This is a genomic window from Nonomuraea sp. LPB2021202275-12-8 (genome assembly GCF_037044575.1).
In the GTDB taxonomy this organism is placed as follows: domain Bacteria; phylum Actinomycetota; class Actinomycetes; order Streptosporangiales; family Streptosporangiaceae; genus Nonomuraea.
Genome location: NZ_JBAHWD010000005.1, coordinates 224,415 through 240,424, shown reverse-complemented (window position 1 = coordinate 240,424; position 16,010 = coordinate 224,415). Strand labels below are relative to the sequence as shown.

Here is a 16,010-nt window from a genome sequence, read left to right as displayed (position 1 = left end):
TGGGCACCCTGCCGTTCCCGCCCTCTGGCTTCGGCGCACGTTCTACGAGAAAGTAGGACAAGATCCACGCGTTGAGGAGGCGGCAGTGCGGCTCGGATTCAGCATCGGCACCTTAGGACCGGTGGCGGCCACCCATGACGCCCAGCTGAGGCTCGTGCGCGAAGCCGAGCGGCTGGGCTACGACTCGGTGTGGGCCTCCGAGGGCTACGGGGTGGATCCGGCCACCACGATGGCGTGGCTGGCCGCGGGCACCGAGCGCATCAACCTGGGCACCGGCGTGATGCAGGTGTCGGGCCGCACCGCGATCTCCGCCGCGATGGCCGCGGCGACGATCGACCGGCTGTCCGGCGGCCGGTTCCTGCTCGGCCTCGGCGCGTCCGGGCCGCAGGTGGCCGAGGGCTGGCACGGGCACCGGTACGAGCGGCCGCTGGCCCACCTGCGCGACTACGTGGCCGTGGTGCGGACCGCGCTGGCGGGGCGGCCGGTCGAGCACGACGGGCCCGAGATCGTGCTGCCGCTGCCAGACAGCCGCGGAAAGGCGCTGAGCATGACGGTCTCGCCGGTGCGCGAGCCGCTGCCCATCCACCTGGCGGCCATGGGGCCGAAGGCGGTCGAGCTGGCCGGCGAGATCGCCGACGGGTGGCTGCCGATCCACTTCCCGCCCGAGCACCTGGCCGAGACGATGGAGCACCTGCGCGCCGGGGCGGCCCGCGCCGGCCGGGACGTGGCTCGGGTGGAGGTGTCGCCCATGGTGATGGCCATGGTGGACGACGACGCCGACTACGCCCGCGACCTCATCCGGCCCATGCTGGCGCTCTACCTCGGCGGCATGGGCAGCCGGGGCGTGAACTTCTACAACCGGCTCGCCCACCGCCTCGGGTTCGGCGCGGCGGCCACCCGCGTGCAGGACGCCTACTTCGACGGCGACCTGGGCGAGGCGGTGGAGGAACTGCCCGACGACCTGGTCGACGCCCTGTCCCTGTGCGGCACCCCCGAGCGGGTGCGCGAGCGGCTCGAGGCCTACCGCAAGGCGGGCGCGACCAGGCTGATCGTCGGGCTCAACGCGCCCACCGTGGACGACCGCGCCGAGCAGCTGGGGTGGCTGGCCGAGCTCAGCTCGTGACCGGCGCCGTGGGCAGCTCGCGCATCTTCGGGATCGGCGACCTGGCGAGCACGATCATCGGCACGACCGCACCGATCACCGCCGCGACCAGCACCACCGGCCACATGCCCAGCGCCTGGCCGAGCAGACCGGCCACCAGCGCCCCCAGCGGCGCGGGCACCAGCCCCATCGCCCAGATGGTCGCGATGACCCGGCCGACGAGCTCGCGCGGCGTGGCCGACTGCAGCACGGTGATGTTGTTGACCACGAAGATCTGCGTGCACAGCCCGACGAGCAGCTGGGACACGGCCAGCACGCCGATCGCCAGCCAGAGCGGGCCCCCGGCCAGCGGCACCAGAATCAGCGCGCTGTTGCCGATGACCGTGGACCAGAACATGGTCGGCCCCGGCCCCACCCCTTTCATCAGGCGCACCGACAGCCACGCGCCCACGATCGCGCCCACGCCGCCGACGGCGAGCACACCCCCGACCCATGCGGCCGGCACCCCGACGCTGTCGATGACGTACGGGATGTAGAGGGTCTGCAGGATGCCGATGTCGAAGAAGGAGTAGACGGCGCTGGCGATGGCCAGCGGGCGGATCAGCGGTTGGGTCATCACCCAGCCGAAGCCCGCGCGGATCGCCGCGATCATGCTGCCGCCGCTGTCGGGCGGCGGCGGGTCCTCCCGCTTGCGGATGGAGATCAGGCAGAGCGCCGACAGCACGTAACTGACGGCGTCCACCAGGATGACCAGGGGCGCGGAGCGGGTGGCGATGAGGAATCCGGCCAGGCTGGGGCCGACCGCCTTGGAGACCGAGTCGCTGAGCTGCAGCTTGCTGTTGCCGTCGCCGAGGTGCTCGGGGGCGACCAGCGCAGGCAGGTAGGAGCGGTAGGCGATCTCGAACAGGACCCCCGCCACGCCCATCGCGAACACGACCACGTACAGCCACCACAGCGTCAGCATGTCCATGACGAACAGCAGCGGCACGGTGGCCAGCATGAACGCCCGGAACACGTCGCTCCAGATAAGCACCGGCCGGCGGCGCATCCGGTCCACCCAGACGCCCACGACGAAGAACAGCACCATCGGAAGCCTGGCGAGCGCGCCGAGCACGCCCATCTCCGCGACGGAGGCGTTCAGCCACAGGAAGGCGACGATCGGCATGGCCAGCACGGTCACCTGGGAGCCGACCAGGGACAGGCTCTCGCCGCTCCACAGCTTCAGGAAGTCCGGATTCTTCCAGAGCGTGGCGGGTTCAGTGGTGGGGGGTGAGGCCATGATCGACGCTGCTCCTCAGTTCGGCGGCCGCGAGGGCGACCCGGGGTTCGTACATGACGGTGAAACGTTCGCCGTGGATGGGCGAGATGCGCAGCCGTCCGGTGACGACGTCGCTCCAGCCCATGTCGTCGGGTTCGACCCCTTCGGCGGTGGGCGAGAACAGCAGGACGTCGCCGTCGTACGGCGCGTGCCGGTAGTGGCCGACGGCGTGCGCGTTGGCGCGGAACACCTCCACGAAGCGGCGCGCCTGCTGCAGGTCGGCGGTGTCGGGCTGCAGCGTGTCGGCGCGGGCGGCGGCGTCGATCACGGTGAGCAGCCGCTCGTCCGGGTCCATCTTGTGCAGGTCGTCCAGGTCGACCTGGACCTGGCCGCCGGCCAGGGCGTGCATGAGCAGGACGGCGTCGTCCTCCAGCGAGGCGCGGATGACCGGCTCGGCGGCGTCGGAGTAGAACAGCACCACGAGCGGCACCTGCTCGCCCATCGCGCGCAGGCGGCGGGCGGTCTCCAGGGCGATGTTGCCGCCGATGCAGTAGCCGCCGAGCACGTACGGGCCGTGCGGGCGGGCTTGGAGCAGGTGGGCCGTGTAGTCGTCGACCATCTCCTCCAGGCTCGTGTGCGGCCGCTCGCCGGGGACCAGGCCCGCCGCCTGGACGGCGTAGACCGGCTGGTCGGGGCCGAGGTGGCGGGTCAGCGGCAGGTAGCGGAAGACCTGGCCGCCGAGCGCGTGGAACAGGAAGACCGGATCGCGCTCACCGGTGGCGCGCAGCGGCACGATGCGCTGGGGGGCGCCGTCGTTGTCCTGGGGGCGGCGCAGCTCGGCGGCGAGCTGGGCGACCGTCGGCGCGGTGAGCACGGTCGACAGCGGCACGTCACGGCCCAGCTCCTTGCGCAGCCGCATGGTCAGGCGCAGGGCGAGCAGGGAGTGCCCGCCGAGGGCGAAGAAGTCGTCGTGCACGCCGACGGCGTCCACGACGAGCGTGTCCTCCCACAGCGTGGCCAGCTTGGCCTCGAACGGGTCGCGCGGCGGCAGGTAGGGGGCCCGGCCGGCGTCCCCCGGCTCGGGCAGCGCGGCACGGTCGAGCTTGCCGTTGGCGGTGACGGGCAACGCGTCGAGCCGCACCCAGGTGGCCGGGACCATGTGGTCGGGCAGCTGCCTGCGCAGCGCCCCGGCCAGGTCGGGCAGTTCCTCGTCCTCGGTGACCACGTAGCCGACCAGGCGCTCGCCACGCAGCACGACGACGGCGGCGCGGACTCCGGGATGGGCGGCGAGCAGCGACTCGATCTCGCCGAGCTCCACCCGCTGGCCGCGGATCTTCACCTGGAAGTCGGTCCTGCCCAGATACTGCACCTCGCCGCCGGGCAGCCAGCGGGCCACGTCGCCGGTGCGGTAGAGGCGGGAGCCGGGCGGGCCGTACGGGTCGGGGACGAACCGCTCGGCGGTCAGGCCGGGCCGGTTGACGTAGCCGCGGGCGAGCTGGACGCCGCCGAGGCACAGCTCGCCCGGCGTCCCGACGGGGACCCGGCGGCCGTCGGCGTCGAGGATCTCCAGGCGGGTGTTGGCGACCGGCCCGCCGATGGGCACGACCGGCTCGCCGGGCGCGCACGCGTGCCAGGTGACGTCGACCGCCGCCTCCGTCGGGCCGTACAGGTTGTGCAGCTCGGTGTGCGGGAGCCGGTCGCCGAAGCGGGCGGCGAGCTCGGCGCTGAGTGCCTCGCCGGAGCAGATGACGCGGGCCGGCTCGGGCAGGGCGGGCTCGTCGAGGAAGAGCTCGAGCATGGAGGGGACGAAGTGCAGGGTGGTGACGCGCTGGGCGGTGGCCAGGGCGGCCAGGCGGGCACTGTCGCGGTGCGCGCCGGGCTCGGCGACGACCAGGCCGGCCCCGGTCATCAGCGGCCAGAACAGCTCCCACACCGACACGTCGAAGGACAGCGGCGTCTTCTGCATGACGCGGTCGCCGGTGGTCAGCGCGAAGGTGTCCTGCATCCACAGCAGCCTGTTGACGATCGCCCGGTGGGAGACGCCGACGCCCTTCGGCCTGCCCGTGGACCCCGACGTGAAGATCACGTACGCGAGCGAGTCCGGATGGACGCGCGGCGCCGCGCCGGCGGTTTCGGGCGCCGCGCCGGTGACGGGCAGCGCTTGCGGCAGCGCCGCCGCGCCGGCGCCGTCCGCGAGGACGGTGCGCGCCCCCGCCTCCTCGATCATGTACGCGAGCCGCTCCGGCGGCAGGTCCGGCTCCAGCGGCAGGTAGGCGGCGCCCGCGCCGAGCACGCCCAGCAGCGTGGGCAGCAGGTCGGGGCCGCGGTCCAGGCAGACGCCGACGACGTCGCCGGGCGCGGTCCCCTGGGCCAGCAGCCGGGAGGTGACCGTCCGGGCGCGCGCGGTCAGCTCGCGGTAGGTGATCCAGGTGCCGTCGTAGCAGACGGCGGGCGCGGTGGGGGTGCGCGCGGCCTGCTCGGCGATCAGGTCGTGCAGGACCGTGGCCGGTCCTGGCCGGTCGGTGGCGTTCCAGCGTTCGATGGCCGCGGCGTCACCGGCCAGGTAGGGGGCGCTGTCGCGGGGGTCGGCGCCGGTACCGTCGGCCACCCGGCCGAGCGCGGTCAGGTAGAGCTCGCCGGCGCGGGCGATCTGCTCGGCGCCGAACTGGCCGCGGTCGTAGGTGATGGTCAGGTCGAAGCCGCCGTGCTCGCGCGAGCGGGTGAACCCGGCGGCGAACGGCAGGTCCGTCTGCTCGAAGAAGTCCTGCTCGACGATCTCGATGCCGGGCATGCCCCGGTAGACGTGGAAGTCGCGGAAGTCGAACAGCACGTCCAGCAGCGGTGAGCGGCCGGCGGCCCGCTGGATCTCGAACAGCGGATACTGCCGGTGCGGCAGCAGCGCCACCTCCGCGTCGAAGACCCTGCGCACCAGCTCCGCCCAGGTCGGGACCGCCACGTCGATCCGCATCGGGACGGTGTTGAGGAACAGCCCGAGCACCTCCTCACCGGCCTCGCTCTCCGGGCGGCTGTGGGTGACCAGGCCGGTCATCACCTCGCTCTCACCGGTGAGCAGCGCGAGCACGCGCAGGTGGACGGCCAGCAGCACGGTGCGCAGCGGCACCTTCAGCTCCCTGGCCGCCTCCTCCACCCGGTGGAGCAGGCCCGCGTCGACCGGCAGGCGCAGCACCTCCACGCCCCCGTCCCCCTGGTGGCCTGGCAGGCGCGGCAGGCGGGTGTCGGGGGCGCCGTCGACCTGGGCCTCCCAGAAGTCGCGCGACTCGGCCGAGGCGACCGTGGCGCGCTCCTTCGCGACCAGATCCCGGAACGCGGCGCCGGGCCGCAGCACGGGCACCGGCTCGCCCGTCAGCTGCCCGTGATAGCGGCGGAAGAGCTCCGTGACCAGGGCCGCCACGCTCCACCCGTCGAGGATCGCGTGGTGGAAGCTCAAGCTGAACGCGAACAGCTCCCCCGGCAGCAGATGCACGTGCGCGCGGGCCAGCGGCGGCGTCGCCCAGTCGAACGGCCGCCGCTTCTCCCCCTCCGACCACTCCGCGATGCGCTCGCGCGCCGCCGGATCGCCCGACAGGTCCGTGACCTCCAGCGGCAGGACCGCCGACCGGTGCACGAACTGCAGCGGCTCGCTGAACCCGGTCAGATCCATGGACGTGCGCAGCATCGGGTGCCTGGCGGTCACCTCCGCGAGGGCCGCCTCGAACGCCTCCCGCTCGAACCGGCCGCGCAACGTGATCGTGGTCAGGTCGTGGTAGGTGGTCGCGTCCGGCTCGTAGGCGCTGTGGTAGAGCATCCCTGCCTGCAGCGCGGCCAGAGGATAGGCGTCCTCCAGGCCGCGCGCGGCCCCCGTCGTCACTGTCATCTAGTCTCGCCTTCCAGCATGCGTGCCAGGTCCTCGGGATTGAGCAGGCCGAACGCCGCGGGCGGCGCCTCGGGGGGCTCGGCTGCGTGGGCGGGCAGGAGCTGTCCGGCGAGCTCCCTGACGGTCTGGTGAAGGAAGAGCTGCTCCAGCCGCACGGCGTAGCCGGCCTCGCGCAGGCGGGCGACGACCTTGAGGCTGCGGATGGAGTCGCCGCCGACGGCGAAGAAGTTGTCGTGTGCGCAGACCCGGTCCAGCCCCAGCACGCCGCGCCAGGCGGCGGCGACGGCCAGCTCGGCCGCGCCCTCCGGCTCGTCGTCCGCCGCCGCGCCGGCTCTTCCGGGGGCCTGGGGAGCCGGCAGCGCGTTGCGGTCCAGCTTGCCGCTGCGGTTGAGCGGCAGGGCGTCGAGCAGGGCCCACGCCCTGGGGATCATGTGGTCGGGCAGCCGTTCCCGCAGCAGCCCCTCCCAGTCGCGATCGGCGTCCTCCTCGGGGACCACGTATCCGGCCAGGCGCAGCCCCGCGCCGTCCCGCACGGCGCGCACCGCGGCGGCGCGCACGCCCGGCAGCGACGACAGGGCCGCCTCGATCTCGCCGAGCTCGACCCGCATGCCGCGGATCTTCACCTGGTGGTCGGAGCGGCCGAGATACTCGATCTCGCCGTCGGGCCGCCACCGGGCCAGGTCACCGGTGTCGTACAGGCGTCCGCCGGGCGGCCCGTGCGGATCGGGGACGAACCGTTCGGCGGTCAGCCCGGGCCGGCCCGCGTATCCCCGGGCGAGCTGCACCCCGCCGATCCACAGATCGCCGGGCACCCCGACGGGGACGCGGTTCATCCGGCCGTCGAGGATCTCCAGGCGGGTGTTCGCCACCGGCCGCCCGATCGGGATCGCGGCCTCCGCCGGCCGGCACGCGTGCCAGGAGACGTCGACCGCCGCCTCCGTCGGACCGTACAGGTTGTGCAGGCCCGCGCCGGGCAGCGCGGCGGCGAACCGCTCCGCCAGGTCCGCGCCGAGCGCCTCCCCCGAGCAGACCACGGTACGGAGCCCGCCGAGCCGCTTGCCCAGGCCGGGCTCCTCCAGGAAGGCGTCCAGCATGGAGGGCACGAAGTGCACCGTGGTGACCGCCTCGCTGTCGAGGAGATCTGCCAGGTAGGCGGGATCGGCCTGGCCGCCGGGCTTGGCGACGACCAGGCCGGCCCCCGTCATCGGCGGCCAGAACAGCTCCCACACCGACACGTCGAAGGAGAAGGGCGTCTTGTGCAGGACGCGGTCTCCGTCACCCAGCCGGAACAGGTCCTGCATCCAGCGCAGCCGGTTGACGATCGCGCGGTGCGAGACGCCCACCCCCTTGGGCCTCCCGGTGGAACCCGAGGTGAAGATCACGTACGCGAGCGAGTCCGGGTGGATGAGGACGGCGGGCGGGCCGGGGTCCTCGGCGGCGATGGCGTCGGCGTCACGATCGAGCAGCACGGCGGTGACCTCGCCCGGCCCGGTGAGCCGCGCGGCGTGCCGCTCGTCCGAGATAGCCAGGCGGGCGCCGGCGTCGGCCATCATGCCCGCCAGCCGGTCGGCCGGGTGATCCGGTTCCAGCGGCAGGTAGGCGGCACCGGCGGCGACCACCGCGTGCACCGCGACGACCAGCTCCGCGCCGCGTTCCAGGCACACTCCCACCACCTGGTCCGGTCCGGCCCCGAGCGCGCGCAACCGCCTGGCCAGGCGGTTCACCCGGGCGGTGAACTCCTCGTAGGTGAGCCAGGCGTGCCGCCCGTGCGGGGTCTCGAATCCGAGCGCGGGCGCGTACGGCGTCCGCAGCGCCTGCTCGGCCACCAGCGCGGGCAACGTGCCGAGCGCCCGGCCGCCGGCGGCCGGGCCACTGGCCAGGGCGGGCAACTGGCCGGCGCCCGCGTCCCTCGCGGGGGCGAGCAGGGGGAAGCCCGGGCCGGTGGCCGTGTCGTTCGCGCGGAGGATGGTGCCCAGCTCGGCCGGGGTGAGGATGGGCAGGTCGGACACGGGCCGCTCGGGCTCCGCCACCGCCGAGGACAGGAACGCGCGGAAGTGGCCGGCGAAACGCTCCATCCGATCGTGGTCGAACAGGTCGGTCGCGTAGTGCAGCACCCCGGCGAGGCGTTCGCCGGCCTCCTCGATCACCAGGTGCAGATCCGCCTGGGTCACCCCGGGATCGACGTCCAGCGTGCGCAGCGCGATCCCCGCCACGTCCGGCGGCGACGGCGGCACGTTCTGGTAGGCGAGCATCACCTGGAACAGCGGGTTGCGAGCCAGGTCACGCTCCTCCGCCAGCTCCTGCACCAGCACCTCGAAGGGCAGCTCGGCGTGGTCCTGGGCGTCCAGCACCCGGTCGCGGGTGCGGCGCAGCAGCTCGGCGAAGCCCGGCTCGCCGGACAGGTCGCCGCGCAGGACGAGCGTGTTCAGGAAGAGCCCGGCCATCTCCTCCACGTCCGGATGGGCGCGCCCGGAGACCGGGGTGCCGACCGGAACGTCGGTGCGGCCGGTGTAGCGGGCGAGCACCGCCTGGAAGGCCGCGAGCAGCACCATGAACGGCGTCACCTGCCGCTCCAGCGCGAAGGCTCGCACGGCGGCCACGGTCCCGGCGTCGATCTCGAACGTCAGCCGCCGCCCCGCCAGGCTCGCCAGCCCCTGCCGGTGCCGGTCGGCGGGCAGATCCAGCGTCGCGGGCGATCCGGCGAGCGCATCCTTCCAGTACGCCAGATCCGCCGCCCGCCCTGACACCCTTTCCCGGTGCCAGACGGCGAAGTCCCGGTAGTCGGCGGGCAGCCGCGGCAGCCGCGGGGGCGTGCCGGTGACGCGGGCCCGGTAGAGCTCCATCAGGTCGCGCAGCAGGATCGACAGGGTCCACCGGTCGGCGATCACATGGTGCAGCGTGAGGAACAGATCGTGCTCGCCCGCCTCCCGCCGCACCAGCAGCGCCCGCACCAGCGGCCCTTCGGCCAGGTCGAACCGGTGCCGGGCCTCCTGCCGGCCAAGCTCGGCGACGCGCGACTCGATCCCCGCGTCCCGCCGTGCCGCTAAGGCGCCGGCCGGGTCCCCGGCCTGGGAGGCGCCGGGCAGGTCACGTACGGCCAGCCGGGGCCGGCGCGCGCCCTCCCGCAGCGAGGGCTCGCCGTCGTGGGCCGGGATTACGAGGCGCAGGGCCTCGTGCCGATCCACCAGCGTGTCGAACGCGGCGACCAGGGCGTCCACGTCGAGCGGACCGGTCAGGTGCTCCGCCCACGCCACGTTGTAGGCGGGATTGCCCGGGTCGAGCTGGTCGAGGAACCACAGGCGCGTCTGCGCGTGCGAGGGCGGCACCTGCCCGCGGGGCGCTCTCGCGATGGCGGCCTGCCCGGCGGCCGAGAGCCCGGCCTCTCGCAGCCGGGGAGCCGTCGGACCCGCGCCGTCGGCGATGATCGGGGCCAGCCCGGCGATCGTCGGGGTCTCGAAGCAGCGGCGCAGCGTCACCTCGGCGCCGAAGGTCTCCCTGAGCCTGACCACGAGTCTCATGGCGAGCAGGGAGTGGCCGCCCAGGACGAAGAAGTCGTCCTCGACCCCGATGTCGTCGCGTTCGAGCAGCTCGGCCCAGATGGCGTGCAGCGCTCGTTCGGCCGGGGTCCGCGGTGGGTGCCGGCGGGCTCCCGCCGTGGCGGGCTTGGGAGGCGGCGGGAGGGCGGCGCGGTCGAGCTTGCCGCTCGGCAGCACCGGGAAGTCCTCGACCAGGACGAAGGCGGCCGGGATCATCGCCTCGGGCAGCCGCGCCCGCAGATGGGCGCGCAACACTCCGGCCACCGCGTCGGCGCCGCCGTCCGGATCGTCCGCGCGGCCGTCGCGCGACCGGGTGACGTTCACGTAGGCGACCAGGCCGCGGCCGCCCGGAGCGTCCTCCCGCACCGCCACCACCGCACGCCCCACCAACGCATGCTCACCCAGCACAGCGGCGACCTCATCAAGCTCGATCCGCACCCCCCGAACCTTCACCTGATCATCAAGCCGCCCCAAATACTCCAACACCCCATCCCCACACCACCGCACCAAATCCCCCGTCCGATACAACCGACCCCCCACCCCACCAAACGGATCCGGCACAAAACGCTCAGCCGTCAACCCCGCACGCCCCTGATAACCCCGCGTCACCCCCACACCACCCAGCAACAACTCCCCCGCCACCCCCACCGGCACCGGACGCAGATCCCCATCCACCACATACGCCGCCGTATTCGCCACCGGCGCCCCGATGGAGCCTCCGGCGCCGCTGGTGACCCTGAGCCTGGTGGACCAGACGGTGGTCTCCGTCGGGCCGTACAGATCCCACAGTTCGCCGGTGACCTTGAGGAGGCGGGCGGCCAGCGGGCCGGGCAGGGCCTCGCCGGTGCTGATGATCCTGGGGACGCCGCGGGCGAGCGCGGGGAGCAGGCCCTCCAGGACGGATGGGGTGGCCTGGACGGTGTGCAGGTCGCCGTTCCTGATGAGGTCGTGGGCCCGTTCGATGTCCGCGGTGGAGGCGATGACGACCGTCCCGCCGGTGACCAGCGGGCCGAACATCTCGATCATGGCGATGTCGAACGACACGGAGGTGAGGAACAGGTAGCGGTCGCCGGGCGCGAGGCCGGGACGGGTCCGTACGTCCCACAGGAGGCTGACCAGACCGCGGTGCGGCACCACCACGCCCTTGGCCCGGCCGGTGGAGCCGGAGGTGTAGATGAGGTAGGCGGCCTGGTCCGGGTGGAAGCCGGGCGCGACGGGGAGGGTCTCGCGCGGCTCGTCCCCGTCGTCCCCGGCCGACTGGTCGAGGAGGAGCAGCGGGGTTTCACCGGGGAGCCGGTCACGGAGGGCGCCGACGGTGATCACCAGGGTGGCGGCGGAGTCGGTGAGGATCTGGTCCAGGCGGTCCGGCGGGTAGCCGGGGTCCAGGGGCACGTAGCACCCGCCGGCCTCGAGCACGGCGAGCAGCGCCGCCAGCAGGCCGGGGTCGCGCGGCAGGCAGACTCCGACCCGGGTCTCCGGGCCGACGCCGAGCCGCCGGAGCCGGCCGGCCAGCTCGGTGGCGCGGGACGCCAGCTGGGAGTAGGTCAGGGTGGCGCCGCCGGGGCCTTCGACGGCCACCGCCGACGGGGTGCGGGCGGCCTGGTCGGCGACGAGTTCGTGGATGCCGCGGTCGGGGCGGGCGGCCGCGGTGTCGTTCCAGGTGCGCAGCGTGCGCTGGAGTTCGGCCGCCTCCATGAGCGGCAGGCGCGACAGCGGCAGCGCGGGGTCGGCGACGGCGCCGGCGAGCAGGGTGCGCAGGTGGGCCGCCAGGCGTTCGGCCCGGTCGTCGTCGAACAGGTCGGTGGCGTAGTCGAGGGCGCACAGCAGGCCGCCGTCTGCGCGTTCCTCCACGATGAGGTCCAGGTCGAACATGGCGGTGCCGGGGCGCACGTCCAGGCGTTCGAGGCGCAGGCCGCCGGAGGCGCCGGGCAGGGCGGGGGTGTTCTGGTAGGCGATCATGACCTGGAAGAGCGGGTTGCGGGACAGGTCCCTGCCGGTGCCCAGATCGTCGACCAGCGTCTCGAACGGCAGGCCGGCGTGGTCGAACGCGCTCAGCACGCGCTCCCTGGTGCGCCGGACCAGCTCGGTGAAGGGCGGGTCGCCCGACAGGTCGCCGCGGAGCACGACCGTGTTGAGGAAGAGGCCGACGGTCCGGTCCAGGCCGGGGTGCGGCCTGGCGGACATGGGGGTGCCGAGCGGGATGTCGGGCTGGCCGGTGTAGCGGGCGAGCAGCGCCTGGACGCCGGCGACGAGCACCATGAAGGGGGTGGCCCGCTGGGTGGCGGCGAGCTCGCGCAGGCCGTCCGCGAGCCGCTTGTCGAGGTCGAACAGCAGCCGCCGGCCCTCGTTCGTCCGCATGGGGGGCCGCGGCCGGTCGGCGGGCAGGTCGAGGACGTCCGGCAGGCCGTGCAGGGCCTGCCTCCAGTAGTCGAGGTCTCGCGAGCGCGGCCCCTGCGCGGCCCCGGCCTGCCAGCTCACGTAGTCGGCGTAGGCGACGGGCGCCGCCGGGAGCGGGTCGCCGGAGTAGAGGCGCAGCAGGTCGTCGAGGAGGGTGGCGACGGACCACCGGTCGGCCAGGATGTGGTGGAGGGTCAGGACCAGCCGGTGCTCCGGCGGCCCCTCTCCGGGGAGCACGCGGATCAGGCGGGCCCTGGTCAGCGGGCCGGTGCTCAGGTCGAAGCGGAAGCGCGCCTCGGCGAGCGCGGCGGCGTCGGCCTCGGCCGGCGGCAGCGTGTCCACCTGGAGCGCGGGCCGGACCGGGCCGGGGAGCTGCCGCGGCTCACCGCCGTCGGCGGTGACCACGTACCCGAGGATCGGGTGCCGCTCCACGAGGGTGTCGAAGGCGTCCGCGAGCGCGGCGGCGTCCACGTCGCCGTCGATCCGGTACGCCCACGACAGCGTGTAGGCGGGGTTGCCCGGGTCGAGCTGGTCGACGACCCACAGGCGCCGCTGGGCGTCGGACAGCGGCGCGTCGGGGCCGGGGCGGCGCGGGATGGGCGGCGGGCCCCCAGCCGGCGGGCGGGACGTCCTGGGGCGGGCGAGGCGGGCCTCGAGTGCGGCGCGCTGTTGCGGGCTGAGCCGGGCCAGCCGCTCGCGGACCCCGTCCACGTCGCTCACTGCTCCTCCTCCAGGAGTTCCAGCAGGTCGGCATCTGTCAGGCTCTGTTCGAGCACGGCCAGCGCCTGCTCCTCGACGGTGGTGGCGTCGAAGCAGCGGCGCAGCGGCAGTTCCACACCGAACTCGTCGGTGATGCGGCCGATGAGGCGGACGACGAGCAGGGAGTGCCCGCCGAGGGCGAAGAAGTCGTCGGTCGCCCCGACGCGGTCCCGGCCGAGCAGGTCGGCCCAGATGGCGGCCAGGGTCTCCTCCATCGGGGTGCGCGGCGGGACGAACTCCGCGGCGGGTGCCGGCTCGGGAGGCGGGAGCGCGGCGCGGTCGAGCTTGCCGCTCGGCAGCACCGGGAAGTCCTCGACCAGGACGAAGGCGGCCGGGATCATCGCCTCGGGCAGCCGCGCCCGCAGGTGGGCGCGTAGCGCGGTCTCGGCGAGGTCGCCGGCCTGGGCGGGCCTGACGTAGGCGACCAGGCCGCGGCCGCCCGGAGCGTCCTCCCGCACCGCCACCACCGCACGCCCCACCAACGCATGCTCACCCAGCACAGCGGCGACCTCATCAAGCTCGATCCGCACCCCCCGAACCTTCACCTGATCATCAAGCCGCCCCAAATACTCCAACACCCCATCCCCACACCACCGCACCAAATCCCCCGTCCGATACAACCGACCCCCCACCCCACCAAACGGATCCGGCACAAAACGCTCAGCCGTCAACCCCGCACGCCCCTGATAACCCCGCGTCACCCCCACACCACCCAGCAACAACTCCCCCGCCACCCCCACCGGCACCGGACGCAGATCCCCATCCACCACATACGCCGCCGTGTTCGCCACCGGCGCCCCGATGAGCATGGTGGTCGCGCCGTGCGGCACCCGGTAGGCGGTCGACCAGATCGTCGTCTCCGTGGGGCCGTAGAAGTTCCAGAGCTCGTCGGTGATCTCGAGCATCCGGGCGGCCAGGTCGAGGGGCAGCGGTTCGCCGCCGAGGATGGCGCGGGGAAGCCCCTGGGGCAGGTGCTCGGCCGCCAGCCCGGCGACCGAGGGGGTGAGCTGGACGAGGTCGGCCTGCTCGGCGGCGCGGCGGATCTCCTTGGGGCTCCGGGCGGCGTCGTCGGGCGCGACCACGAGGGTGCCTCCCGACAGCAGCGGCGTGAAGATCTCCAGGGCGGCGATGTCGAAGGACAGCGAGGTCATCAGCAACGTGTCGCTGCCGCCGCCCAGCCTGCGGATCACGTCGGTGACCAGGTTGACCACGCCGCGGTGCGGCACCTGCACGCCTTTCGGCCGGCCGGTGGAGCCGGAGGTGTAGATGACGTAGGCCAGCCGGTCCTGGCCCACGGGGGCCGGCGGGCCGTCCGGCACGGGCTCGGCGGGCCGGTCGGGCGGCACGTCGAGCAGCAGCTCGGGAGGGCGCTCGGCGGGCAGGCGGTCGCGGTGGCCGGAGTCGGTGAGCAGCAGCGTGGCCCCGGAGTCGGCCAGGATGTAGGCGAGCCGGTCCTGCGGGTAGGCCACGTCGAGCGGCAGATAGCAGGCGCCCGCCCGCAGTACCGCGAGCAGGGCGACGACGAGGCCGGGGCTGCGCGGCAGGCAGAGCGCCACGCACGACTCGGCGCCCGCGCCGCGTGCCACGATCCTGCCGGCCAGCTCGACCACCCGGGCGTCGAGCTCGGCGTAGGTGAGCTCGACGCCGTCCGCGCCGCGGATCGCGACCGCGTCCGGGGTGCGTGCCGCCTGCTCGGCGACGAGCTCGTGCAGCGGCAGGTCAGGGTACGGCGCGGCGGTGTCGTTCCAGCCGGTCAGCATCTCGCACAGCTGTTCCCGGCTCATCAGCGGCAGCTCCGACAGCCGGGTCCGGGGATCGGCGACGGCGGCGTCGAGGATGATCCGGTAGCTCTCGGCCAGGCGGGCGATGGTGTCCCGGTCGAACAGGTCGATGCTGTATTCGAGGTAGACGTCCGCGCCCGCGGCCGTCCTGACGACGTCGACGCTGAGGTCGAGCTGGGCGGTGCCGTTGGCGAACTGCCCGCGCGTCTCCATCGGCAGCAGGTTGAAGCCGACCTGGTGCAGCGGCGTGCGGCTGGGGTCGCGTTCCGGCTGGAGCGCCTGCACGAGCTGGTCGAAGGGCACCTCCGCGTGGTCCAGCGCGTCCAGCACGGTGGCCCGCACCCGGCCGAGCAGCTCCTCGAACGGCGGGTCCCCGCCCAGGTCGGTGCGGAGCACCAGGGTGTTGATGAACATGCCGATCAGCGGCTCGAACTCGGGCAGGTCACGCCCGGCCACCGGGGTGCCGACCGCGACGTCGTACTGGCTCGAATGCCTGGCGAGCAGTGCCTTCAGCCCGGCCAGCAGCACCATGAACAGGGTGGCGCCGCGCTGCCTGGCCAGCGCCTCGAGGCCGTCGACCAGGTCGGCGGGCAGCGGCAGGTGGAGTTCGGCCCCGTCGTGGCCGCGCGTGGCGGGCCGGGGCCGGTCGGTGGGCAGCCCGGCGTCGCGCGGCAGTCCGGCGAGCCGTGCCCGCCAGTAGCCGAGCTGGTCGGCGAGCACCCCTTGGGCGAGGTGCTCGCGCTGCCAGGCGGCATAGTCGGCGTACTGGATCGGCAGGTCCGGCAGCCTGGGCGGGCGGTCCTCGCCGAGAGCCGCGTGGATCTCACGCAGCTCGCCGGCGAGGTTGCTGCCCGAACGGGCGTCGAACACGGCGTGGTGCACGACGAACACGAGCCGCTGCTCGTCGCCGGGCATCGCCACCATGTGGGCCCGCCACAGCGGCGCCCGGTCGAGCGCGAACGGCCGCCTGGCCTCGGCGACGGCCAGCGCCTGGAACTCGTGCTCGGCGCGCTCGGGCGGCAGGCCGCGCAGGTCGGTCCGGGGCAGGGTGACCGGTAGCTCGACCTGGACGACCTGGACGAGCTCGCCGTCCTCGATCGCCAGGGCGGTACGCAGCGTCTCGTGCCGCCCGGCCAGCTCCTGAAGTGCCTGCGCGCACCGGTCGGGATCGGCCTGCCCGGGCAGTTCGATCAGGACGTTGACGTGGTTCGCGGGCGCGTCAGGGTCGAGCCGGGCGAGGAACCACAGGCGTTCCTGCGCGAACGACGCGGGCAGGACGTACGTGCCGGTCACAGGCCGCTCC

General features: G+C 74.0%; 5 protein-coding genes. 1 reads left to right on the top strand and 4 read right to left on the bottom strand.

Annotated elements, in window-relative coordinates:
* The first annotated feature begins 85 nt into the window (after positions 1-85).
* Positions 86-1,123, top strand: a complete 1,038-nt coding sequence (locus V5E28_RS11980) for an LLM class F420-dependent oxidoreductase (protein WP_336206825.1) — start codon at positions 86-88, stop codon at positions 1,121-1,123.
* Here the strand turns inward: V5E28_RS11980 and V5E28_RS11975 are convergent.
* The 4 genes from V5E28_RS11975 to V5E28_RS11960 are packed head-to-tail and all read right to left on the bottom strand — an operon-like array spanning position 1,113 to position 16,000.
* Complete coding sequence (locus V5E28_RS11975; RefSeq protein WP_336206823.1) at positions 1,113-2,381, bottom strand: MFS transporter; 1,269 nt, start codon at positions 2,379-2,381, stop codon at positions 1,113-1,115. The genes V5E28_RS11980 and V5E28_RS11975 overlap by 11 nt on opposite strands.
* Entirely contained in the window at positions 2,359-6,234 is a 3,876-nt protein-coding gene (locus V5E28_RS11970; protein WP_336206821.1) for an amino acid adenylation domain-containing protein, read from the bottom strand. The genes V5E28_RS11975 and V5E28_RS11970 overlap by 23 nt, the downstream gene beginning before the upstream one ends.
* On the bottom strand, positions 6,231-12,887 hold the full coding sequence (locus V5E28_RS11965) for an amino acid adenylation domain-containing protein (RefSeq protein ID WP_336206819.1): 6,657 nt from the start codon (positions 12,885-12,887) through the stop codon (positions 6,231-6,233). The genes V5E28_RS11970 and V5E28_RS11965 overlap by 4 nt, the downstream gene beginning before the upstream one ends.
* On the bottom strand, positions 12,884-16,000 hold the full coding sequence (locus V5E28_RS11960) for a non-ribosomal peptide synthetase (RefSeq protein WP_336206817.1): 3,117 nt from the start codon (positions 15,998-16,000) through the stop codon (positions 12,884-12,886). Before V5E28_RS11960 ends, V5E28_RS11965 begins: the two co-directional genes overlap by 4 nt.
* Positions 16,001-16,010 lie beyond the last annotated feature (10 nt).